The 22,139-nt window shown below is 68.2% G+C and carries 17 protein-coding genes; 10 read left to right on the forward strand and 7 right to left on the reverse strand.

What is annotated here, in order from left to right:
- The 8 genes from B1991_RS17215 to tatA are packed head-to-tail and all read left to right on the forward strand — an operon-like array spanning position 1 to position 9,151.
- Positions 1-1,068: an FAD:protein FMN transferase gene (locus tag B1991_RS17215; RefSeq protein WP_136259913.1), complete on the forward strand. Its 1,068-nt coding sequence runs from the start codon at positions 1-3 to the stop codon at positions 1,066-1,068.
- Complete coding sequence (locus B1991_RS17220; protein WP_136259914.1) at positions 1,068-3,257, forward strand: NosR/NirI family protein; 2,190 nt, start codon at positions 1,068-1,070, stop codon at positions 3,255-3,257. The genes B1991_RS17215 and B1991_RS17220 overlap by 1 nt, the downstream gene beginning before the upstream one ends.
- Before the next feature lie 29 nt (positions 3,258-3,286).
- On the forward strand, positions 3,287-5,218 hold the full coding sequence (gene nosZ / locus B1991_RS17225; protein ID WP_136259915.1) for a TAT-dependent nitrous-oxide reductase: 1,932 nt from the start codon (positions 3,287-3,289) through the stop codon (positions 5,216-5,218).
- A gap of 54 nt (positions 5,219-5,272) precedes the next feature.
- Positions 5,273-6,535 (forward strand): nitrous oxide reductase family maturation protein NosD, encoded by a 1,263-nt coding sequence (locus B1991_RS17230; protein WP_136259916.1) that lies wholly within the window; start codon positions 5,273-5,275, stop codon positions 6,533-6,535.
- Positions 6,532-7,461, forward strand: a complete 930-nt coding sequence (locus B1991_RS17235) for an ABC transporter ATP-binding protein (protein ID WP_136259917.1) — start codon at positions 6,532-6,534, stop codon at positions 7,459-7,461. Before B1991_RS17230 ends, B1991_RS17235 begins: the two co-directional genes overlap by 4 nt.
- Positions 7,458-8,291: an ABC transporter permease gene (locus B1991_RS17240; protein WP_136259918.1), complete on the forward strand. Its 834-nt coding sequence runs from the start codon at positions 7,458-7,460 to the stop codon at positions 8,289-8,291. The genes B1991_RS17235 and B1991_RS17240 overlap by 4 nt, the downstream gene beginning before the upstream one ends.
- Before the next feature lie 12 nt (positions 8,292-8,303).
- Positions 8,304-8,945: a nitrous oxide reductase accessory protein NosL gene (locus B1991_RS17245; RefSeq protein ID WP_136259919.1), complete on the forward strand. Its 642-nt coding sequence runs from the start codon at positions 8,304-8,306 to the stop codon at positions 8,943-8,945.
- A 14-nt stretch (positions 8,946-8,959) separates the two neighbouring features.
- A complete protein-coding gene (gene tatA / locus B1991_RS17250; protein WP_136259920.1) occupies positions 8,960-9,151 on the forward strand; it encodes a twin-arginine translocase TatA/TatE family subunit in 192 nt (63 codons plus the stop codon).
- Between the two features lie 56 nt (positions 9,152-9,207).
- On the opposite strand, the gene dapE is transcribed toward tatA, so the two are convergent.
- The 5 genes from dapE to dapD are packed head-to-tail and all read right to left on the reverse strand — an operon-like array spanning position 9,208 to position 13,125.
- On the reverse strand, positions 9,208-10,341 hold the full coding sequence (gene dapE / locus B1991_RS17255; RefSeq protein WP_136259921.1) for a succinyl-diaminopimelate desuccinylase: 1,134 nt from the start codon (positions 10,339-10,341) through the stop codon (positions 9,208-9,210).
- A 40-nt stretch (positions 10,342-10,381) separates the two neighbouring features.
- Positions 10,382-11,443 carry a VIT1/CCC1 transporter family protein gene (locus B1991_RS17260; protein ID WP_136259922.1) on the reverse strand — a complete coding sequence of 354 codons (1,062 nt, stop codon included), beginning with the start codon at positions 11,441-11,443 and terminating at the stop codon, positions 10,382-10,384.
- Between the two features lie 2 nt (positions 11,444-11,445).
- Positions 11,446-11,943, reverse strand: coding sequence for a DUF2165 family protein (locus B1991_RS17265; RefSeq protein ID WP_136259923.1), 498 nt, complete (start codon positions 11,941-11,943; stop codon positions 11,446-11,448).
- Position 11,944: 1 nt separating this feature from the next.
- Positions 11,945-12,301 (reverse strand): Spx/MgsR family RNA polymerase-binding regulatory protein, encoded by a 357-nt coding sequence (locus B1991_RS17270; protein ID WP_136259924.1) that lies wholly within the window; start codon positions 12,299-12,301, stop codon positions 11,945-11,947.
- Entirely contained in the window at positions 12,298-13,125 is an 828-nt protein-coding gene (dapD, locus tag B1991_RS17275) for a 2,3,4,5-tetrahydropyridine-2,6-dicarboxylate N-succinyltransferase (protein WP_136259925.1), read from the reverse strand. The genes B1991_RS17270 and dapD overlap by 4 nt, the downstream gene beginning before the upstream one ends.
- Before the next feature lie 157 nt (positions 13,126-13,282).
- On the opposite strand from dapD, the gene B1991_RS17280 reads away from it, so the two are divergent.
- Together B1991_RS17280 and tssA are read left to right on the forward strand one after the other, a co-directional pair.
- Positions 13,283-13,837 carry an NADPH-dependent FMN reductase gene (locus B1991_RS17280; protein ID WP_136259926.1) on the forward strand — a complete coding sequence of 185 codons (555 nt, stop codon included), beginning with the start codon at positions 13,283-13,285 and terminating at the stop codon, positions 13,835-13,837.
- Between the two features lie 90 nt (positions 13,838-13,927).
- Complete coding sequence (tssA, locus tag B1991_RS17285; RefSeq protein WP_136259927.1) at positions 13,928-14,962, forward strand: type VI secretion system protein TssA; 1,035 nt, start codon at positions 13,928-13,930, stop codon at positions 14,960-14,962.
- A 39-nt stretch (positions 14,963-15,001) separates the two neighbouring features.
- On the opposite strand, the gene B1991_RS17290 is transcribed toward tssA, so the two are convergent.
- Positions 15,002-16,153 (reverse strand): hypothetical protein, encoded by a 1,152-nt coding sequence (locus B1991_RS17290; protein WP_136259928.1) that lies wholly within the window; start codon positions 16,151-16,153, stop codon positions 15,002-15,004.
- Positions 16,132-22,139 (reverse strand): beta strand repeat-containing protein (locus B1991_RS18815; protein ID WP_168709698.1); only part of this gene is annotated, 6,008 nt, incomplete at its 5' end. The genes B1991_RS18815 and B1991_RS17290, both read right to left, overlap by 22 nt.

Genomic DNA, 22,139 nt, shown 5'->3' on the forward strand with positions numbered 1-22,139 from the left:
ATGCACCGTCCCTCCGCTTCCGACGACCCGCGCTCGCCCGACCGCCGGCGCTGGCTGAAGCAGGCCGGCCAGCTCGCCATCGCCGGCGGCCTGCTGGCCGGTGGCGGCTGGGCGGTGCTCAAGCGCAAGCAGAACCTGTGGCAGGTGCGCCGCGAGCGCACGCTGATGCAGACCTCGGTGGCAGTGACCTGCCTGGCCGACGACGTGCAAGCCGCGGGCGTGGCGATCGAAGCCGCGTTCGCGCGCATGGCCGCGACCGCCGCGCAGCTGACCCGCTTCGACCCGGCCAGCCCGCTGGCGCGGTTGAACCGCGACGGCCAGCTGGCGCAGGTGCCGGCGCAGCTGGATGCGGTGCTGCGCCAGGCGCTGTCGCTGTCGCGGCTGACCGACGGCGCGTTCGATCCGACCGTGCTGCCGGTGCTGCGCTACTTCGAAACGCTGCGCGGCACGGCGGCCACTGACGCGCACGAGCAGCGCGTGGCCGAAGATCGCGACGCGCTGGTCGGCTACCGCGACCTCGCACTCGATGCGCGCGGCGCGCGGCTGCTGCGCCCGGGCATGGCGATCACCCTGGACGGCATCGCCAAGGGCCACGTGGTCGACCAGGGCATCGCCGCGCTGCGCGGCGCCTGCATCGAGTACGGCCTGATCGACGCCGGTGGCGACATCCACGCGATCTGCGGCAACGACCCCGAGCGACACTGGAACGTCGGCATCGTCGATCCGCGCGACGTCAGCCGCGTGGCGGCGGTACTGCAGCTGCGCAACGCGGCGCTGTCCACGTCGGGCAATTACCGCGTGTTCTTCTCTGCCGACCGGCGGTTGTTCCACATCGTCAACCCGCGCACCGGCTGGTCGCCGCAAAGCTATTCCAGCGTGACCGTGATGGCGCAACGTTCGGTGCTGGCCGACGGCATGAGCACGGCGGCGTTTTCGCTGGAGCTGCCGCGGCTGTCGTCGTTGATGGACGCGCAGGACCACCAGTGGCTGGCGTTCTCGCGCACTGGAGAGCAGCGCTGGCGCTCGCGCGAATTGCCGCTGATCGCCGGCACGGCGGAGCTGGCCTGATGCGCGACGCACGCTCACTCATCGCCCGGCTGCTGCTCGCGCTGCTGTTGCTGCTGCCCGCCTCGGCAGCGCTGGCCGGCATCGACGCGAAGTATCCGCAGCTGCACCAGGTGTTCCCGCAGGCCGACCGTTTCGGCGACGTCGAGGGCACCCCGCCCGCCGCAGCCGTGTACCACGGCGACAAGGTGATCGGCTACGTGTTCGAGACGGTGATGGTAGCGCCGGTGCCGGCCTACTCCGGCGCGCCGATCAACATCCTGGTGTCGATCGGTACCGACGGCAGCATCCGCGACGCGCGCGTGCTGGAGCAGCACGAGCCGATCCTGCTGGTCGGCATTCCGGTGCAGAAGCTGTACGACTTCGTGGCGCGCTACGTCGGCCACCGCGTGGACGATCAGATCGTGGTCGGCGGCGGCGCCAGCGGCAGCGTGCGCATCGACGCGATCAGCAGCGCCACGGTGACCTCGATGGTCGCCAACGAGACGATCATGAACTCGGCGCTGAAGGTGGCCGCCTCGCGCAAGCTGATCGCCGGCGCGACCGACACCGACGCCAAGGTCGCCGCCGTGCGCGCCGACTACTACCAGCCGGCCGACTGGGACACGCTGACCGGCAACGGCGCGATCGGCCACCTGCAGCTCAAGCGCCAGGCAATCACCGATGCCTTCAAGGGCCAGCCGGAGAGCGGCCTGGTCGATGATCCCACGGCACCGGCACCAGGCCACGAGGGCGATGTCTTCATCGACCTGTACTTCGCCGACGTCACCCCGCCCACGGTGGGCCGCAACCTGCTCGGCGCCAGCGCCCACGCCGACCTGATGAGGCAGCTCAAGCCCGGCGATTCGGCGATCGCGGTGATGGCCAACGGCATCTACTCGTTCAAGGGCGTGGGCTACGTGCGCGGCGGCATCTTCGACCGCGTGCACCTGCTGCAGGACGGCAAGCTGGTGCTGTTCAAGGACACCGACCTGGTGCAGTTGAACGACACCCCGCTGCGCGGCAAGCCGGCCTTCGCCGAGCAGGCGATCTTCATCGTGCGCCACGGCGGCAGCGGCTTCGACGCCACCCGGCCGTGGACGCTGCAGCTGATGGTGAACCGCCAGGTCGGCCCGCTGCAGAGCATCTACCACACCTTCACCCGCGACTACCGCATGCCGGCCGTCTACACCACGCGGCCGGAAGCGGCGGCCGCCGCCGACACCGACGCCCTGCCGGCCGATGCGCCGCTGTGGCAGAAAGTGTGGCACGGGCGCCGGCTGGACATCGCGCTGCTGATAGCGGGGCTGTCGGTGCTCACCCTGATCCTGACGTTCCAGGACTGGATCGTGACGCGCCCGCACCTGCTCGAACGCCTGCGCGTGGGCTTCCTGATCTACACGTTGGTGTTCATCGGCTGGTACGGGCTGGCGCAGCTGTCGGTGGTGAACATCCTCACCTTCATCCAGGCGGTGCTGCATGACTTCCGCTGGTCCACCTTCCTGATGGATCCGCTGGTGTTCATCCTGTGGGTGTTCGTGGCCGCCACGCTGCTGCTGCTCGGGCGCGGCATCTACTGCGGCTGGCTGTGCCCGTTCGGCGCGCTGCAGGTGCTGGTGAACAAGCTGGCGCGCCGGCTGCACGTGCCGCAGTTCGAGGTGCCGCAGTACCTGCACGAACGGCTGTGGGCGATCAAGTACATCATCCTGCTGGTGCTGTTCGGGATGTCGCTGCAGTCGCTCAACCTGGCCGAGCACTACGCCGAGGTCGAACCGTTCAAGACCGCGATCACCCTGCACTTCGCCCGTTCCTGGAGCTACGTGCTCTACGCGCTGGCGCTGGTGGCGGTGTCGGCGTTCAACAACAAGTTCTACTGCCGCTATGTATGCCCGCTGGGCGCCGGGCTGGCGGTGTCCGGCCGCTGGCACCTGTTCGAATGGCTGCGCCGGCGCAAGGAGTGCGGCCGCCCCTGCCAGATCTGCGCGAACGAATGCGAAGTGAAGGCGATCAACGCGATCGGCCAGATCAACTTCAACGAATGCCATTACTGCCTGGACTGCCAGGTCACCTACGCCAACGACCAGAAGTGCCCACCGCTGGTGGAGCGCCGCAAGAAGCGCGAGCGCGCCGCACGGCCGCTGCCCACGCCGGTGCTGACGATTACCCCGGCGGCGACGCCGGAAACCCGCGAGCCGGCGAACGCCGCCGACTGACCCACCACGATCCGAACGGATGGAATGCCATGCACGACGAATCGAGCAACCCGACCGGCCAGTCCGGCCAGACCGCGGAACCGGGCAATCCCGCGCGCCGCAACTTCATGAAGAACAGCGCACTGGCCGGCCTCGCCGGTGCGGCGGGCCTGGCGCTGGCGGGCTGCGGCCGCAACGGTGAGCCCGCCGGCGCCGCCGGGCCGGCCAAGGCAGCCTCGGCCGCGGGCGAACTCTCCGACCACGTGCCGCCCGGCCAGCTCGACGAGTACTACGGCTTCTGGAGCGGCGGCCAGTCCGGCGAGGTGCGCCTGGTGGGCGTGCCCTCGATGCGCGAGCTGATGCGCATCCCGGTGTTCAACCCCGACTTCACCATCGGCTGGGGCGTCACCAACGAGAGCAAGCGCGTGCTCGGGCCGAACTTCCCGCCCGGCGGCGACTGCCACCACCCGCACATGAGCCAGACCGACGGCCACTACGACGGCCGCTACATCTTCATCAACGACAAGGCGCACACCCGCGTCGCGCGCATCCGCTGCGACGTGATGCGCACCGACCGCATCACCGATGTGCCGAACGTGCAGGCGATCCACGGCCTGCGCGTGCAGCGCGCGCCGCGCACCGGCTACGTGTTCGCCAACGGCGAGTTCCTGATCCCGGCACCGAACGACGGCCGCGACCTGGAGGACCCGGCCAAGTACCAGACCATGTTCAGCGCCCTCGACGGCGACACCATGGAGGTCGCCTGGCAGGTGCTGGTGGACGGCAACCTGGACAACACCGAGGCCGACTACGCCGGCAAGTACGCCATCTCCACCTGCTACAACAGCGAAAAGGGCATGGACCTGCCCGGCACGATGCAGGCCGAGCGCGACTGGGCGGTGGTGTTCAACCTCGCGCGCATCGAGGAGGCGGTGAAGAACGGCAAGTTCAAGACCATCGGCAGCTCCAAGGTGCCGGTGCTGGACGGTCGCCACGGTTCGTCGTTCACCCTGTACATCCCGATTCCGAAGAACCCGCACGGCATCAACGCCAGCCCCGACGGCAAGTACGTGGTGGCCAACGGCAAGCTGTCGCCCACCGTCACCGTGATGGAATGGAGCCGCATCGACGACTGGTTCGACGGCAAGCTGAAGGACCCGCGCGACACCGTGGTGGCCGAGCCCGAGCTGGGTCTGGGGCCGTTGCACACTGCCTACGACGGCCGCGGCAACGCGTACACCACGCTGTTCATCGACAGCCAGATCGCCAAGTGGAACATCGCCGACGCGATCGCCGCCCACGACGGCAAGAAGGTCAACTACCTGCGCCAGAAGATCGACGTGGCCTACCAGCCCGGCCACTGCCACACCTCGATGGGCGAGACCCGCGACGCCGACGGCAAGTGGCTGGTGTCGCTGAACAAGTTCTCCAAGGACCGCTTCCTGCCCACCGGCCCGCTGCATCCGGACAACGACCAGCTGATCGACATCTCCGGCGACACCATGAAGCTGGTCGCCGACGGCCCGGTCTACGCCGAGCCGCACGACGTGATCCTGCTGCACCGCCGGCTGCTGATCGACAAGGTCAGGAAGAGCTGGGACCGCGACGATCCGTTCTTCGCCGAGACGGTGGCGATGGCGAAGAAACATGGCGTCAACGTGCTGTCCGACAGCAAGGTCATCCGCGAAGGCCGCAAGGTGTTCGTGTACATGACCTCGGCCGCGCCGATCTTCGGCATGGGCAGCTTCAAGGTGAAGAAGGGCGACGAGGTGACCGTGGTGGTGACCAACATCGACGCGGTCGAAGACGTGAGCCACGGCTTCTGCATCGTCAACTACGGCATCAACATGGAGATCAGCCCCGGCGCCACCGCCTCGGCCACCTTCACCGCCGACAAGGCGGGGGTGTTCTGGTACTACTGCACGTTCTTCTGCCATGCGATGCACATGGAGATGAGCGGGCGGATGCTGGTCGAGGCCTGAGCCATGCCGTGCCGCCGCGCAACACGCGGCGGCACGGCACGACCTGCCGCTGCCATGCATACGCTTCGTTGCCTCGCCATCCTGCTGCTGCCGCTGCTGGCGCTGCCGGCATACGCGGACGAGTCGCTGGAACAACTCGTGGCCGCGGCGCCGCCCGGCGCCACGGTCAGCGTGCCCGCGGGTGTGCATGCGGTGCATCTGAAGCTGGAAAAACCGGTCACGCTGGTCGGCGAACCCGGCGCGATCCTCGACGGTGGCGGCACAGGCGACGTCGTGCGCATCGGTGCGTCGAACGTGACCGTGCGCGGCCTGACCCTGCGCCACAGCGGCAGCGACCTCACCGCGACGAACGCGGGCATCTTCGTCGAGCGCCAGACACGCGAGGTCACGCTGGAGGACAACCGCATCGAGGACAGCCTGTTCGGCATCTACCTCGACGGCGCGGCCAACGTGCGCGTGGCCCACAACGTGATCCGCGGCATGCGCAACCTGCGCGTGGCCGACCGCGGCGACGGCATCCACCTGTGGAACGACACCGGCTGCACCATCGAGGGCAACGACGTGGCCGGCTCGCGCGACGGCATCTACGTCTATGTCAGCTCGCACAACACGATCGCGCGCAACGTGGTGCACGACGTGCGCTACGGCGTCCACTACATGTATTCGCAGGACAACCTGCTGCTGGACAATGTCAGCCGCGGCAACCTCGCCGGCTATGCGCTGATGTCCTCGCACCACCTGAAGGTGCTCGGCAACAGTTCCGAGGACGAGAAATCCTACGGCTTCCTGCTCAACTACATCGCGCACAGCGAGATCGCCGGCAACCGCATCTACCGCATCAAGGGCCAGAGCGACGACGCCGGCGGCACCATCGAGGGCACCGAGGGCAAGGGCCTGTTCGTCTACCTGTCGCAGTTCAATGACTTCCACGACAACCTCGTCGCCGACTCGCAGATCGGCATCCACGTCACCGCCGGCTCGGAGAACAACCGGTTGTGGGGCAACCATTTCCAGGACAACCGCATCCAGGTGAAGTACGTGCAGAACCTCGCCCAGGAGTGGTCGGCGCACGGCCGCGGCAATTTCTGGAGCGACTACCTCGGCTGGGACCTGGATGCCGACGGCGTCGGCGACGTGCCGTTCCGCCCCAACGACGGCGTCGACGTGCTGCTGTGGAAATACCCCTCCGCACGCAACCTGATGTCCAGCCCCGCGGTGCTGCTGCTGCGCTACGTGCAGCGCGCGTTCCCCGTGTTCACGCCGCCCTCGGTGCAGGACAGCCACCCGCTGATGAAAGCTTCCCCGGCCACGCCATGAACCACCCGATCGAATGCCACGCGCTGGCCAAGCGTTACGGCGACCTCGCCGCACTCGACGGCATCAGCGCCGTCGTGCCGCGCGGCCAGGTCATCGGCCTGCTCGGCCACAACGGCGCGGGCAAGTCCACGCTGATCAAACTCATTCTTGGCCTGATCGCACCCAGCGGCGGCCGGTTGGAGGTGCTTGGCCAGTCACCGTGGCGCGCACACGCGCTGCGCCGGCGCATCGGCTACCTGCCCGAAAGCGCCACCTTCTACGGCAACCTCACCGGCCGCGAGCTGCTCGACTACCTGGCGCGACTGAAGCAGGCACCAGGCGCGCAGATAGCCACGCTGCTCGACCGCGTCGGCCTGGCCCACGCCGCCGACCGGCGCATCGGCACGTATTCGAAGGGCATGCGCCAGCGCCTCGGCCTCGCGCAGGCGCTGCTGGGTTCGCCCGATCTGGTGCTGCTGGACGAACCGACCACCGGCCTCGACCCGCAGGCCACCCGCGAGCTGTACCGCATCGTCGGCGAGCTGCGCGCGGACGGCCGCTGCGTGCTGGTCTCCTCGCACCTGCTGGCCGAACTGGAACCGCACATCGACGGCGCGCTGATCCTGCGCCAGGGCAAGCTGCTTGCCGCCGGCAGCCTGCACGCGCTGGGCGAGCAGGCCGCGCTGCCGGCGCAGGTGCTGTTGCGCACGCGCGAGCAGGCGATGCCCGAATTGCTCGCGCGCCTTGAAACCGGCGGCCTGTCGGCGCAGCCACGCCCCGACGGCCGGCTGGAACTGCAGGTGCCGCGCGCCAGCAAGTTGCGCATGCTGCGCGAGCTGCTGGCCGACCCGGCGATCGTCGATCTCGACGTGCGCGAGCCGACGCTGGCGCAACTCTACGACTGGCTCGGCGCCGGCCCGCCGTCCAACGCGGAGGCTGCTGCATGAATCCGATCCTCACCGTCGCCGCCAAGGAATTTCGCGACGACTTCCGCAACCGCTGGACGGTCGCGCTGACCATCCTGTTCGCCCTGCTGGCGCTGGGCATCGCCTGGTTCGGCAGCGCAGCGGCCGGGCGCGTCGGCTTCACCTCGTTCGACACCACGCTGGCCAGCCTGACCACGCTGGGCGCCTTCGTGATCCCGCTGATCGGCCTGCTGATCGCCTACGACAGCATCGTCGGCGAGCGCGACGACGGCACCCTGCTGCTGATGCTCAGCTATCCGCTCTCACGCGGGCAACTGGTGGCCGGCAAGTTCCTCGGCCATTGCGGCGCATTGGCCGCGGCCACGCTGGCCGGCTTCGGATTCGCGGTGGCGATCATGCAGTGGATGCAGCCGCCGGAGCAGACGATGCAGGCATGGCTGCAGATCGCGCGTTTCATCCTCAGCGCCTCGTTGCTGGGCGCCAGTTTCGTCGGACTGGCCTGCCTGATCAGTGTGCAGACCGCCGACAAATCCCGCGCCGCCGGCCTGGCACTGGTCGGCTGGCTGGTCAGCGTGGTGCTGTTCGACCTGGCGCTGCTGGCACTGCTGGTGGTCAGCGGCGGCAACCCGCTCGAGCGCGCCGTGTACCCGTACCTGCTGCTGCTCAATCCGGTCGACGTGTTCCGCCTGGTCAACCTCACCGCCTTGGGCGACGGCGCCGGCAACGATCTGCTGACCGGCATGACCGCCCACCACGTCTATCCGACCGCCCTGCTCTACGCGCTGTTGCTGGGCTGGGCGGTGGCGCCGTTCGCGTGGGCGATGCTCGCGTTCCGGCGCAAGGAAATCTGAAGGACTCCGCGCATGCCCTGCTCGCCGATCACCCCCCTGCGCCGCGCCGCCTTCGTGCTGGCGCTGGCCCTGCTCGCCGGTTGCGGCGGCAAGCCCGTACCCGCACACCACGCCGTCGACACCCACCCGGACGACGCCTGCGCGGTGTGCGGCATGTATCTGGACGGCTCGCCCGGCCCGCGTGCCGAGGCCTGGATCAGCGGCCGCGTCAAGCCGCTGGTGTTCGATTCCACCCGCGACTTTTTCGCCTACGTGCTGCAGCCAGAAAACCAGGCTTCGTTGCAGGAACTGTTCGTGCAGGACAGCGCGCGCATCGACTGGCAGCAACCCGCCCACGCCGCCGCCAGCTTCATCGACGCCCGCACCGCCTCCTACGTGGCCTGGCAGCCGCTGGCCGGTTCGATGGGACCGACCCTGGCGCCGTTCGCCAGCCGCACCGTCGCCGAAGCCTTCGTGCGCGAACATGGCGGCGCCGTGCTCGGCTTTGCCGAGATCACGCCCGCACTGGTGGCCACGCTGGACTACCGCTGCCCCGCCCGGGCCACCGGCGCTCACAGCACGCTGCAATGCCTCGCCGCGCCCACGCCGTCGCTCGGCCTTTCGAGCCATCCGCAAGCCGCGCCTTCGCCGGCGCATCCACACCCCCATCCATGACAGGAATCCGCACCATGCTCGGACTGAACAGCTTTTCGCACTGGATCGTGCTGCTCGTGCTGGTACTGCTGGTGTTCGGCACCGGCAGGCTGCGCAACGTCGGCCGCGACCTCGGCGGCGCCATCGCCGATTTCCGCAAGGGACTCAAGGGCGGCCAGCCGGACGAGGCCGGGGAACAACGCACGTCGGCCAAAGATCTGCTCTGACAGGATCAAGAGTGGCTTCTGTCGGCGCGGCGATCCGCTTCCCGCGCCTTTGGCAACTACCCCAGCAACCGCTCGCACATCGCCCGATACAGCGCCGGCAGCTGCTCCAGCGCCGTCACATCCACACACTCGTCCACCTTGTGGATGGTGGCGTTGACCGGGCCAAGCTCCACCACCTCGGCGCCGAGCGGCGCGATGAAGCGGCCGTCCGACGTGCCGCCGCCGGTGCTTTGCTCGGGATCGATGCCGCACAGTTCGCGGCAGACCGCCACCACGGTTTCGCGCAGGACGCCGCCGGGTGGCGTGAGGAACGGTTCGCCGGAGAGGTTCCAGTCCAGCGCGAAGTCCAGGCCATGTCGTTGCAGGATCGCCTCGGTGCGTGCGCGCAGGTCGTCGGCGCGGCTGGCGGTGCAGTAACGGAAGTTGATCAGCGCGACGAGTTCGCCGGGGATCACGTTGTTCGCGCCGGTGCCGGCATTGAGGTTGGAGACCTGGAACGAGGTAGGCGGAAAATCCGCGTTGCCTTCGTCCCAGCGTTCGGCGGTGAGTTCGGCCAGGGCGGGAGCGAACGCGTGGATCGGGTTCAGCGCTTTCCCGGGATACGCCACGTGGCCTTGCACGCCGCGCACCACCAGCGTGCCGGACAGCGAGCCGCGGCGTCCGACGCGGATCAGGTCGCCCAGCCGTTCCTTCGAGGACGGCTCGCCCACCACGCACCAGTCGATACGCTCGCCGCCCTCGCGGAGATGCTCGACCACGCGGCGCACTCCGTCGAGGTTGGTCGGGCCTTCCTCGTCGCTGGTCAGCAACAGGCCGACCCGGCCACGATGATCGGGATGCACGGCCACGAACTGCTCCAGCGCGACCGTCATCGCCGCCACCGAACCTTTCATGTCCGCCGCGCCGCGGCCGTATAGACGGCCATCGCGGATGGTTGGCTCGAATGGCGGGCTTTGCCACGCGGCTTCCGGACCGCTGGGCACCACGTCGGTGTGGCCGAGGAAGATCAGCGTCGGGCCGTTGTCGCCATGGGTGACCCACAGGTTGTCGACCTCGCCGTAGCGCAGGTGCTCGACGCGGAAGCCGGCGTGTTCCAGGCGCTCGCCGATCAATGGCAGGCAACCGGCGTCTTCCGGCGTCACCGAACGGCGGCGGATGAGGTCGCGGGCAAGTTCGAGCACGTCGGACATGGGTTCTGCGCGATGCCAGGGGATGGCGCAGCATACCAAGCTAGCTCAGCACGACACCCAGCATGTGCCCCACGCCAAAGGTAATCGCCGCCGCAACGCTGGTAATGGCGAATTGCCGGGCGATCGAAAACAGCATGCCGCGCCCGGTGAACAGCGAGGTACCGATGCCGATCAGCGCGAGTCCGGCCGCGGTGGAACAGGCGCTGGCCAGCAGCGCCGCCTTCCCGCCCAAAAAGAAATACGGCGCCACCGGAAACAGCGCGCCGCAGGCGAACAGGCAGAACGAGGAGATCGCCGCGCCGTAGGCCGAGCCGCCCAATTCGGCCGGGTCGACGCCGAGATCCTCGCGCACCAGCATGTCCAGCGCCGCGCGCGGCGTTTCGACCACGTGTTCGGCGAGGTGTTCGGCCGCCGCCGGTTCCAGCCCCTTGTCGCGATAGATGCCGGCAATGTGCTCGCGACCGTCTTCCGGCGCCACCGCCAGCCGCTCGGCGCGTTCGGTGATCTGCGCCTGGTAGAACTCGCGCGAACTGTTGACCGAGAGCCACTCGCCGAGGGCCATCGAACACGCGCCGGCGACCAGCCCCGCCAGGCCCGCCAGCAGCACCGCACGATCGCCGGTGGCGGCACCGGCCATGCCCATCACCAGGCTGACGTTGGACACCAGCCCGTCGTTGGCACCGAGCACGGCAGCACGCAAGGTGTTGCCGCTCTGTGCGCGGTGGCGCAGCCCGTGCGGACCTGCCGGCCGCGGCAACGGGAAATGGTCGCGATGGCCGCTGCGATCGACCGGCGTGGTCTCGTGATCGGCGTGCTCCAGCCGCACCACCGTCGGCATCACGAACTCGGTACCGAAGCACTGCGCGAACCAGCTCAGCGTGCGCACGCGCAGACCGATCCGCGGCGGCGGCACGGCTTCGCCCAGCTCGCGCAGGCGCGCTTCCCAGAACTGCGCATTGCCGCGCTCGCCGGCCGCGATGCGTCGATAGGCCTGGCGCAGCCGCTCATCGCCGGCCAGCTCGGCCAGCCGCGCGTACAGCGTGGCGTTGTCGCGCTCGATGCGGAGGTTGTTGCGGAAGCGGCGGATGCGGTGGTTGCTCATCTTCAATCGTCGAGCTCGTCGTCGCGCTGACCCAGGTAGACCAGCGCCAGCAGCAGCACCACGACGAAGCGGAACGCGCTGGCCAGCCCGTTCCACTGGCTGGACATCCACATGCCGAACCACTCGCCGCCGATCGCCATGAAACCGCCCAACCACAGCAGCACGCCGACGCCGAGGCCCGCCACCGCGAGGCGTTTGGTGCGGTGGAACAACGCAGCCGGCGCGCGCCGTGCGCGCCACAGACGCCACGCCCCCAGCCCGCACAGCAGCGCGGCCAGCGTTTCGATGGCAATGATCAGCACGTAGGCGGCATGCTGCAGCAGCGGCGCGTGGATCGCGCGGTAATGGATGGCCGCGTCGGGGAAGATCGAATCCATCGCCAGCACGTGCTGCACGAAGACCAGGTTGCTGCCGTAGTCGGTGAGGTTGCCGAAGGCGACCAGCGCCAGCCACAGCGCGATCGTCGCCACCAGCACGACCTTCGAGAGGCGAAGCATCATGTCAACGCCCGAACAGCTTCTTGAAGCCGTTGTCGGTGAAGCCCACGCTCACCGTGCCATCGGGTTGCACCACCACCGGGCGGCGAATCAGCGCGGGATACTCCTTCAAGAGCAGCGTCCACTCCGGATCGCTGCCGGGGTTCTTGCGTTGCGGCAGCAGGTTGCGCCAGGTGGTGGAGGACTTGTTGACCAGCTTCTCCCAGCCGCCGAGTTGCGCCGCCCAGCCCTTCAGCGTCGCCGCCGGCACCGGGTTGGCGCGGTAGTCGACGAAGTCGTGCGCCACCTCGAAGCGGCCAAGCCAGTTGCGCGCCTTGCGGCAGGTGTCGCAATTCGGAAGTCCATACAGCACGGGGTTCATTCGCCACTCCGGAGCAGTTCGTTGATGCTGGTCTTGCCGCGGGTCTTCTCGTCCACCTGCTTGACGATGATCGCGGCGTACAGGCTGTGCGAGCCGTCTTTCGCCGGCAGGTTGCCCGCCACCACCACGCTGCCGGCCGGTACGCGGCCGTAGCTGACCTCACCGGTGGCGCGGTGGTAGATGCGGGTGGACTGGCCGAGGAACACCCCCATGCCGATCACGCTGCCGCGCTCCACCACCACGCCCTCGACCACCTCGGAGCGCGCGCCGATGAAGCAGCCGTCCTCGATGATGGTGGGGTTGGCCTGCAGCGGCTCCAGCACGCCGCCGATGCCGACGCCGCCGGAGAGATGCACGCCGGCGCCGATCTGCGCGCAGGAGCCGACCGTGGCCCAGGTGTCGACCATCGTGCCGGCGCCGACGAAGGCACCGATGTTGACGTAACTGGGCATCAGCACCGCATCCTTCGCGATGTGCGCGCCGCGGCGCACCAGCGCGCCGGGCACCACGCGCGCACCGAGCTGCTGCAGTTCGGCGTCGTTGCCGTGGGCGAAGCGCAGCGGCACCTTGTCGAACGCCTGCGCCGGGCCGCCGTCGACCACGCGATTGTCGTTGATGCGGAAGTACAGCAGCACGGCCTTCTTGAGCCACTGGTTCACCGTCCAGCCGCCGTGGCCGTCCGGCTCGGCGACGCGGCGCTCGCCGGATTCGAGCAGGTCGAGTACCTGCCCTACCGCGGGCCGCAGATGGCTTTCGATCTCGGATTGGGTGAGTGCATGGCGACGCTCGAAGGCGTCGTCGATCAGGGTTTCGATGGCTTGCATGGCGATTCGATGGGGTCGATGAAAGACAGCCGCTGCGGCGAACGGCAAAGAGTACAGGCTGCCAGCGCGGATGCGGCCGGGTTCATGCGCCTTTAACCCGATACCGCAGTACATTGGCTGGCCGTCCATTCTTCCACATCCCGACGAGGAGCCGAACATGAGCCAGATCAAGATTGCCGTGCTGGTAGGCAGCCTGCGTGCAGATTCGTTCAATCGCCGACTGGCTCGTGCAGTGGAGAAACTGGCACCGGACGACTTCGCGTTCCGCCACCTCCAGCTCAACGACCTGCCGCTGTACTCGCAGGATTTCGACGCTGCCTACCCGGCCACCGCCACGCGACTGAAGAAGGACGTCGAAGGGGCGGACGGACTGCTGTTCGTCACGCCCGAGTACAACCGCTCGATCCCGGGCGTACTGAAGAACGCGATCGACATCGCGTCGCGGCCGTGGGGCACCAACTCGTTTGCCGGCAAGCCGGCGGCGGTGATCGGCACCTCGATCGGCTCCACCGGCACCGCGATGGCGCAGCAGCACCTGCGCAACGTGCTGGCCTACCTGGACGTGCCCACGCTGGCCCAGCCCGAGGTGTTCATCCATTTCAGGGACGACCTGATCGCCGATGACGGCAGCATCGCCAGCGACGGCACGCGCAAATTCCTGCAGGGATTCGTCGACGACTACGTGGCCTGGATTCGCCGCTTCGCACGCTGATCCCGGCATTGCCGGCCGACCGCCCCGGCGACTGGTTTTGCGCCGCCGATGGGCGATAATGGGAAACCATTCGACCACGGGGGGAGATCCATGGCGCGATACAACCTGGAGCCATTGCTGGCCCCGGTATCCGACGAATCGCCGGCCGGACCGGATCTCGAATACGACCCGCAGTTTCTCGCCCTGGAGCGTGCCGCCGCGCCCAAGGCCGAGCGCGCCGTGGGCGATACGGTCAAGGCCGCCGAGGAACCGGACTGGGAGAAAGTCGCCGAGCTGTCCGAGGCGATCCTGCAGCGTTCCAAGGATCTGCGCCCGGCGGTGCACCTGACCACGGCCTGGATGCGCAGCGCCGGCATGCCCGGCTGGAGCGCCGGGCTGGGGTTGATCCGCGGCCTGCTGGAGCAATTCTGGGACACCGTGCATCCGCAGCTGGACGCGGAGGACGACAACGACCCGACCATGCGCGTCAACGCGGTGGTGCCGCTCAACGACCTGCAGAGTGTGCTCGGTTATTTCCGCACCACGCCGTTCGTGCAGTCGCCGCGCATGGGCCGCTTCACCCTGCGCGACCTGCGCATCGCCAACGGCACGCTGAAGGTGACCACGCCGGGAGACGGCCCCGAGCCGAGCCTCACCGAGATGGAAGCGTGCTGCATGGATTGCGCGGAGGAGGAGCTGGTCCAGACTACCGCCGCGGTCAGCGAGTCGCTGGAGCATGCCAAGGCCATCGACGCCCTGTTCAGCGACCACGTCGGCACGATGGGTCCGGACTTCAAGAACCTGCTCAGCGACATCTACGAGCTGAAGAAATTCCTCGACCCGCAACTGGCGCGTCGGCTGCCGGCCGAAGCGAGCGGCGACGAGGCCGGTGAAGGCGGGGCGGAAGGCGGAGCCCCGGGCGCGGCGCGCGCTTCGGGTCCGATCGCCGGGCCGCAGGACGTGATGCGCAGGCTGGACGAAATCTGCGACTACTACACGCGTTGCGAACCCTCCAGTCCGGTGCCGTTGCTGCTGCGGCGCGCGCAGCGACTGGTCGGCATGGATTTCATGGACCTGCTCAGGGATCTCGCGCCGGGCGGCATTTCCGAGCTGCGCGTGGTGTCGGGTACGCCGGAAGACGAGTAGCCCGCCGCCGGCAACAAGTCCGGCGGGTGCGGTGCCTCGTCAGTAGACGCCCTTGCAGCTGCTGGCTGCGGGGCGCACCACGAGCTGGTGCACGGAGGGATCCCAGCTCAGCGACAAGCCGCCGGGGAGCCCGGCCGTGATGCCGGCCGAGGCGATCTGGCTGATCGGGCCGACCGTGCTGCTGTGCCCGTCGCCGAACGTCACTGTCGCACTGATGGCATAGCTGAGCGGATCGGCGCAGCCGTTGACGGCGACGTATTTCGCCACCGTGCCCTTGCCGGTACCGACCGGCATGTCGCCGGTGATCGCCGGCAAGGCGCGCCCCTGTCCGCCGCCGGGCGCCGGGCAGGTCTGGGTCACCGAGTAACTCACCGACACCTTCGGCGCCGGCGCCACCTCCAGCACGGCCGACGCGGGTGGCTGCGCCGTGCAGCCGAGCAGGAATACCTTGCGCTGCGCCACCACGTTGAGCACGTAGCTGCCCGAGGGCAGCGGACCGGCCGGCAGCTTCAACTCGATGCGGTTGGGCAGCACGCCGGTCACTTCCGGCTGCACCGCCTGCGACTTGCCCTGGGCGTCGGTTGCGCTGACGACCGGGCTGGCGCACTGCGCATCAAACAGGTTCTCGCCGGTCAACGCGAACGCCGCCCCGGTGCCGTCGCCATGCAGGACGAACAGCGGCCGCCGGTCCAGCGTCTCGACGCCATTGATCACCGGCGGCAGTTTCGATCCGCCGGAAGCCGTTGCCTTGAGCGCCACGGTGCGGGCCAGGGCATCGGCCATCGCGATGACATCCTGGCCCAGGCAACCCTTGCTCGCCTCCAGGAATGCCTGCGCGCGCTGCACCACGGCCTCGGCGCGATAGGCCTGTGCCTTCTCGTCGTTGCCCAGCGTGTCGATCGGCTTGGCCATATCCTTGCCCAGCGCCTTGCGCAAGTCCCGGCCCAGATCGCCCAGCTTCCGGCTGGTTGCCGCGAGGCTGGAGCCAGACGACTCGGTCGCCCGCGCAGCAAGGTCGTGTTGCGCCGCATCCAGTTGCGCGCCGATCAATTCTCCGGTCAGCCGCGGCGCGATCTGCGGCGTCGCCTGGCCCGCGGCGGGGCCAGGACTGGCCAGCCCCACCGCAAGCATCGCCATCGCGATGCCTGCGCCGAGTTTGCCGAGACCCGTCACTGCGGCGCGTTCGGCCATGGCATGACCATCCCCAGTGCGTCCGGATCCTGGCAGGCAGCCTGGTCGGGCTGGTCCGGGTCGCAGCCACTCTGCTGGTCGGGCGGCAACCGAACGCCGGAGGGCACGATGCCGTACGAACGATAGTTGGCGGTGATCACGCTCGGGTCGATGTAGGAGTCGCCGTGGATGCCGTTCTGGGCACTGCCGGCCCCCGAGACGGTGGGCACGTTGATGGCGAAACCGCCACCCAGCGGCAGCAGGTTGCCCGAGCTGTCCACCGCGTAGAAATACGCGGGCGGCAGGCCGACGTTGGCAATGTTCTGCAGGCCCGTGCCCACCACGTAGATCGGATTGGTTCCGGTGCCCATGCGGCCGGTCGAGCCCCAGACGCCCACGCCGTCGTACACCGGCGCCGTGCCCAGCTGGAACAGGTCACCGTGGGCCACTGACAGGTAGAACGGCGAGGTGCCCGCATTCACCGTGAAGGCGCTGCCGGCCACCGATGCCAGCGTCAGCGTCTTGTCGTTGGTCATGCTGAAGCCGGCCAGCGAGGTGAAGTTGCCCAGCGTGTCGACCATGTTCTTGTTGGGCGAAACGGCGCTGCCCAGCACCGTGGGACCGACGGCGTTGCCACTCAGCGTGCCTGCGGTGATCGCGCCGCCGGCGCCTTCGTTGATCGCGCCGGCGGAGTTGAGCGTGGTCGCGGTGCCGCTGATGGCGCCATTGATCGCCAGGTCGCCGGCGGTTGTGGTCAGCGTGGTGCTGGCCCCGCCATTGACCGGTCCGGTGACGGCCAGTGCCTGCGCGTTGGTCAAGGCGAAGTTAGCCGCGGTGAAGCTGCCCAGCGTGCCGATCCGGTTGGCGCCGTTGAGCGTGGCCGCGCCGCTGGAGCTGCCGGTCAGAGTGTCGGCCGTGATGGTGCCACCGGCGCCCTCGGTGATCGCACCGGCCGAGGTCAGCGTGGTGGTCGTACCGTTGACCGCCCCGTTGATGGCCAGGTCACCCGCGCTGGTGCTCAGCGTGGTACCGCTGCCGCCATTGACCGCCCCGGTCACTGTCAAGGCCTGCGCGTTGCTCAGGGAGAAGGTCGCTGCCGTGAAGCTGCCCAGCGTACCGATGCGGTTGGTGCCGGTGAGCGTGGTCGCGCCGGTCGAACTGCCGGTCAGGGTGCCGGCGGTGATCGCCCCACCGGCGCCTTCGCTGATCGCGCCGGCCGAGGTCAGCGTCGTGGTCGCGCCCTTCACCGCGCCGTTGATGGCGAGATTGCCGGCTGTGGTTTTCAGCGTGGTGCCGGCACCGCCATCTACCGCCCCGGTCACCACCAATCCCTGCGCGTTGGTCAACGCGAAGTTTGCTGCCGTGAAGCTGCCTAGCGTGCCGATCTGGTTGGCACCGGTGAGCGTGGTGCTGCCGGTCGAGCTGCCGGTCAGCGTGGTTGCATGGATCGCGCCGGCCGTCTGGCTGATGTTGCGGCCGGCCACCAGGCCTACGGTGTTGCCGGTCAGCGTGTTCGCCAGGATCAGGTCCGAGCCGGCCCCGCTGGTGGTCAGGGTGAGGTTGCCCGCGCCACCGTTGGCCGACGGTGCATCATTCACCGTCAAGGTCTGGATGGTGTTGAAGGCGAAGTCGCCACCACTGGTGAACGCACCCAGCGCGGCCACCTTGTTGGCGCCCAGCAGGCTGGTGCTGCCCGCGGAGCTGCCGCTCAGAGTATCGGCCGTGATCACTCCACCAGCGCCTTCGACGATCGCGCCGGCCGAGGTCAGCATCGTAGCCGTGCCGCTGATCGCGCCGTTGATGATCAGGTCACCGGCCGTCGTGGTCAGCGCTACCGTGGGACCACCATCGAGCGGCCCGTCGACCGTCAGCGTCTGACCGTTGGTCAGGCTGAAGTCGGCGCTGAAGCTGCCCAGCATGTTGATGTGGTTGTTGCCATCGAGCGTGGTGTTGCCGACCGAATGACCGGTCAACAGATTGGCGGTGATGCTGCCGCCGGCCCCTTCGGTGATCGCACCGGCCGAGATCAGTGTGGTCGTGGTGCCCTTCACCGAACCGTTGATCGCCAGGTTTCCGGCTGTGGTCGTCAGCGACGTGCTGGCACCGCCGTCGACCGGCCCGGTCACGGCCAGTGCCTGCGCGTTGATCAGGTTGAACCCGGCCGCGCTGAAGTTGCCCAGAGTACCGACATGGTTGGCGCCGGCAAGCGTGGTGCTGCCGACCGAACTGCCGGTCAGCGTGCTCGCATGGATGGTGCCCGTCGTCTGGTTGATGTTGCGGCCAGCCCCCAGGCTCACGGTGTTGCCGGTCAGCGTGCTCGCCAAGGTCAGGTCCGAGCTCGCTCCGGTCGTCGTCAGCGTGAGGTTGCCCGCGCCACCGTTCGCCGACGGCGCATTGTTCACCGTCAAGCTCTGCGCATTGTTGAAGGCGAAATCGCTGCCGGTGGTGAACGCGCCCAGGTTCCCGACATGGTTGGCGGCGTTCAGCGCGGTGCTGCCGGCCGAACTGCCGGTCAGCGTGCCGGCGGTGATGACGCCACCGGCGCCTTCGGTGATGGCGCCCGCCGAGGTCAGCGTCGTGGTCGTGCCTTTCACTGCGCCGTTGATTGCCAGATTGCCGGCGGTGGTCTTCAGCGCCGTGCTGGCACCACCATTCACCGGGCCGGTGACAGCCAGGGCCTGCGCATTGGTCAGCGCAAGGTTCGCCGCCGTGAAGCTGCCCAGCGTGCCGATGTGGTTGGCGCCGTTGAGCGTGGCGCTTCCGGTGGAACTGCCGGTCAGCGTGCCGGCCGTGATGACGCCACCGGCGCCTTCGGTGATCGCGCCGGCCGAGGTCAGCGTCGTGGTCGTGCCTTTGACCGCCCCATTGATCGCCAGATTGCCGGCGGTGGTCTTCAGTGCCGTACTGGCGCCGCCATCCACCGTTCCGGTCATGGCCAGTGATTGTGCATTGGTCAGCACGAAGTTCGCTGCCGTGAAGCTGCCCAGCGTGCCGATCAGGTTGGCGCCATTGAGCGTGGTGCTGCCCACCGAACTGCCGGTCAGCGTGGTCGCATGGATGGCACCTGCCGTCTGATTGATGTTGCGGCCGGCCCCCAGGCTCACGATGTTGCCGGTCAGCGTGCTCGCCAGGGTCAGGTCCGAGCTGGCTCCGGTCGTCGTCAGGGTGAGGTTGCCCGCGCCACCATTGGCCGACGGCGCATTGTTCACCGTCAAGCTCTGCGCATTGTTGAAAGTGAAGTCACCGCCGGTGGTGAACGCGCCCAGGTTCCCGACATGATTGGCGGCGTTCAGCGCGGTGCTGCCGGCCGAACTGCCGGTCAGGGTGCCGGCAGTGATGACGCCAGCGGCGCCTTCGGTGATTGCACCCGCCGAGGTCAGCGTGGTGGTCGTGCTGCCCTTCACCGCGCCGTTGATCGCCAGGTCGCCTACGGTGGTGGTCAGCGCCGTGCTGGTACCTCCATCGACCGTCCCGGTCACGGCAAGTGCCTGCGCGTTGATCAGGTTGAACCCGGCCGCACTGAAGTTGCCCAGAGCGCCGATCTGGTTGAGGCCGATGAGCGTAGTGCTGCCGGCCGAACTGCCAGTCAGGATGGTTGCGTAGATCGCGCCGGCTGTCTGGTTGATGTTGCGGCCAGCCCCCAGGCTCACTGTGTTGCCGGTCAGGGTGCTCGCCAGGATCAGGTCCGAGCCCGCCCCGCTGGTGGTGAGGGTGAGGTTGCCCGCGCCACCATTGGCCGACGGCGCATTGTTTACCGTCAAGCTCTGCGCATTGTTGAAGGCGAAGTCACCGCCGGTGGTGAACGCGCCCAGGGTGCCCACCTGGTTGGCTTGCAGCAAGGTGGTGCTGCCCGTGGAACTGCCGGCCAGCGTGCCGGCCGTGATGACGCCACCGGCGCCTTCGGTAATCGCGCCGGCCGAGGTCAGCGTCGTGGTGGTCGTGCCCTTCACTGCGCCGTTGATCGCCAAATCGCCCGCAGTAGTGGTCAGCGTCGTGCTGGCGCCACCATCGACTGTTCCGGTCACGGCCAGTGCCTGCGCATTGACAAGGCTGAACCCGGCCGCGCTGAAGTTGCCCAATGTGCCAATGTGGTTGAGGCCGTTCAGCGTGGTGCTGCCGGCCGAACTGCCGGTCAGCGTGCCTGCCGTGATGACACCACCGGCGCCTTCGGTGATTGCACCGGCCGAGGTCAGCGCGGTGGTGGTCGTGCCCTTCACTGCGCCGGTAATGGCCAGGTCGCCCGCGGTGGTGGTCAGCACCGTATTGGCACCGCCATCGACCGTCCCGGTCACGGCCAGCGCTTGCGCGTTGATCAGGTTGAACCCGGTCGCGCTGAAGTTGCCCAGGGCGCCGATCTGGTTGGCGCCATTGAGCGTGGTGCTGCCCACCGAACTGCCGGTCAGCGTGGTCGCATGGATGGCACCCGCCGTCTGGTTGATGTTGCGGCCGGCCCCCAGGCTCACGGTGTTGCCGGTCAGCGTGCTCGCCAGGGTCAGGTCCGAGCTCGCTCCGGTCGTCGTCAGGGTGAGGTTGCCCGCACCACCGTTGGCCGATGGCGCATTGCTCACCGTCAGGCTCTGTGCATTGTTGAAGGCGAAGTCGCCACCGGTGGTGAACGCGCCCAAGGCGCTTGCCTGGTTGGCCTGCAGCAAGGTGGTGCTGCCCGTGGAGCTGCCAGTCAGCGTGCCAGCCGTGATGACGCCACCGGCGCCTTCGTTGATTGCGCCCGCCGAGGTCAGCGTGGTGGTCGTGCCTTTCACTGCGCCGTTGATTGCCAGGTCACCTACGGTGGTGGTCAGCGCCGTGCTGGTGCCACCATCGACTGTCCCGGTCACGGCCAGTGCCTGCGCGTTGATCAGGTTGAACCCGGCCGCGCTGAAGTTGCCCAATGCGCCGACGTGATTGAGGTTGATCAGCGTGGTGGCACCGGCCGAACTGCCGGTCAGGGTGCCGGCCGTGATGACGCCTGCGTTCTGGCTGATGGCCGCGCCGCTGAAGAGGCTCAACGTTCCGGTGGCAGTCACGTCGTTGTTCAACGTCAACCCGAGTCCGGTCAGCGATATGTCGGCACCAGTGAGGGAACCAAGCGTACTCAGTGAACCACCGTTGGAAGTCAGCGTCAGATTGGCGGTACCGGTATCGATAGAGCCCACCGGCAGGGTCAGTACCCCCCCGGCAATCAAGCTGACCTTGCCGTTCGCCCCGCTGTTCAGCGCCGCAATCTTGAGATCGTTGACGTCGGTGATCGACACGCCGGTCCCGGTCGCCGAGACGTCACCCTGGAAATCGTTAGCAGAATCCAACGTGATCGCATGACTGCCCGAGTTGAAATCTGACAGGCCGATGACTACGAATTTGTCGCCCTGCGTAATGTCGCCTGTCGTGGTGGTCACCGACAGCCCACCGCTGCCGATATTCAGCGTGCCTGCGCTCCAGCTGCCACTATGGGTCGTCAAACCATCCAGCGCACCATTGGTCGTGTCGCCGCCTACCGCACCGCCAAACGTGACGGCACCGGTGCCCGCATTCACCGTCAGGGCACGGGCGGTGGTCGTCGCATTGTCCACCGTGCCGGCGAAATTCACCGCACTGTTCGTCGTGGTCAGGACGGCATTGCTGCCCAGCGTCACCGCGTCGTTGTAGGTCTGCGTGCCGCTGGTGGTGATATTGCCGCCAAGCAGCGTGCTGCCGCCGGCGTTCGTCGCCAGGCTGGCGGCCGCCACGTTGCCGAAGCTCGTCAGGCCGGTGCTGTTCACGATCAGCGCGCCCAGCGCACCGTTGGTGGGATCGCTACCTACCGCCCCGCCGAACGTCACCGCCCCGCTGCCTGCGTTCACGGTCAGGGCACGAGCGGTGGTCGTCGCATTGTCCACCGTGCCGGCGAAATTCACCGCACTGTTCGTCGTGGTCAGGACGGCATTGCTGCCCAGCGTCACCACGTCGTTGTAGGTCTGCGTGCCGCTGGTGGTGATATTGCCGCCAAGCAGCGTGCTGCCGCCGGCGTTCG

It is taken from the genome of Rhodanobacter lindaniclasticus (genome assembly GCF_004799035.1).
GTDB classification, from domain to species: domain Bacteria; phylum Pseudomonadota; class Gammaproteobacteria; order Xanthomonadales; family Rhodanobacteraceae; genus Rhodanobacter; species Rhodanobacter lindaniclasticus.

What these genes read in the sequence shown, in the direction of transcription:
- B1991_RS17270 (WP_136259924.1), bottom strand. Translation starts at nt 12,301, where the DNA reads ATGAACCCCGTGCTGTATGGACTTCCGAATTGCGACACCTGCCGCAAG.
- B1991_RS17290 (WP_136259928.1), bottom strand. Translation starts at nt 16,153, where the DNA reads ATGGCCGAACGCGCCGCAGTGACGGGTCTCGGCAAACTCGGCGCAGGC.
- tssA (WP_136259927.1), top strand. Translation starts at nt 13,928, where the DNA reads ATGGCGCGATACAACCTGGAGCCATTGCTGGCCCCGGTATCCGACGAA.
- B1991_RS17260 (WP_136259922.1), bottom strand. Translation starts at nt 11,443, where the DNA reads ATGAGCAACCACCGCATCCGCCGCTTCCGCAACAACCTCCGCATCGAG.
- dapD (WP_136259925.1), bottom strand. Translation starts at nt 13,125, where the DNA reads ATGCAAGCCATCGAAACCCTGATCGACGACGCCTTCGAGCGTCGCCAT.
- dapE (WP_136259921.1), bottom strand. Translation starts at nt 10,341, where the DNA reads ATGTCCGACGTGCTCGAACTTGCCCGCGACCTCATCCGCCGCCGTTCG.
- B1991_RS17215 (WP_136259913.1), top strand. Translation starts at nt 1, where the DNA reads ATGCACCGTCCCTCCGCTTCCGACGACCCGCGCTCGCCCGACCGCCGG.
- B1991_RS17230 (WP_136259916.1), top strand. Translation starts at nt 5,273, where the DNA reads ATGCATACGCTTCGTTGCCTCGCCATCCTGCTGCTGCCGCTGCTGGCG.
- B1991_RS17220 (WP_136259914.1), top strand. Translation starts at nt 1,068, where the DNA reads ATGCGCGACGCACGCTCACTCATCGCCCGGCTGCTGCTCGCGCTGCTG.
- B1991_RS17265 (WP_136259923.1), bottom strand. Translation starts at nt 11,943, where the DNA reads ATGATGCTTCGCCTCTCGAAGGTCGTGCTGGTGGCGACGATCGCGCTG.
- B1991_RS17280 (WP_136259926.1), top strand. Translation starts at nt 13,283, where the DNA reads ATGAGCCAGATCAAGATTGCCGTGCTGGTAGGCAGCCTGCGTGCAGAT.
- tatA (WP_136259920.1), top strand. Translation starts at nt 8,960, where the DNA reads ATGCTCGGACTGAACAGCTTTTCGCACTGGATCGTGCTGCTCGTGCTG.
- B1991_RS17235 (WP_136259917.1), top strand. Translation starts at nt 6,532, where the DNA reads ATGAACCACCCGATCGAATGCCACGCGCTGGCCAAGCGTTACGGCGAC.
- B1991_RS17240 (WP_136259918.1), top strand. Translation starts at nt 7,458, where the DNA reads ATGAATCCGATCCTCACCGTCGCCGCCAAGGAATTTCGCGACGACTTC.
- nosZ (WP_136259915.1), top strand. Translation starts at nt 3,287, where the DNA reads ATGCACGACGAATCGAGCAACCCGACCGGCCAGTCCGGCCAGACCGCG.
- B1991_RS17245 (WP_136259919.1), top strand. Translation starts at nt 8,304, where the DNA reads ATGCCCTGCTCGCCGATCACCCCCCTGCGCCGCGCCGCCTTCGTGCTG.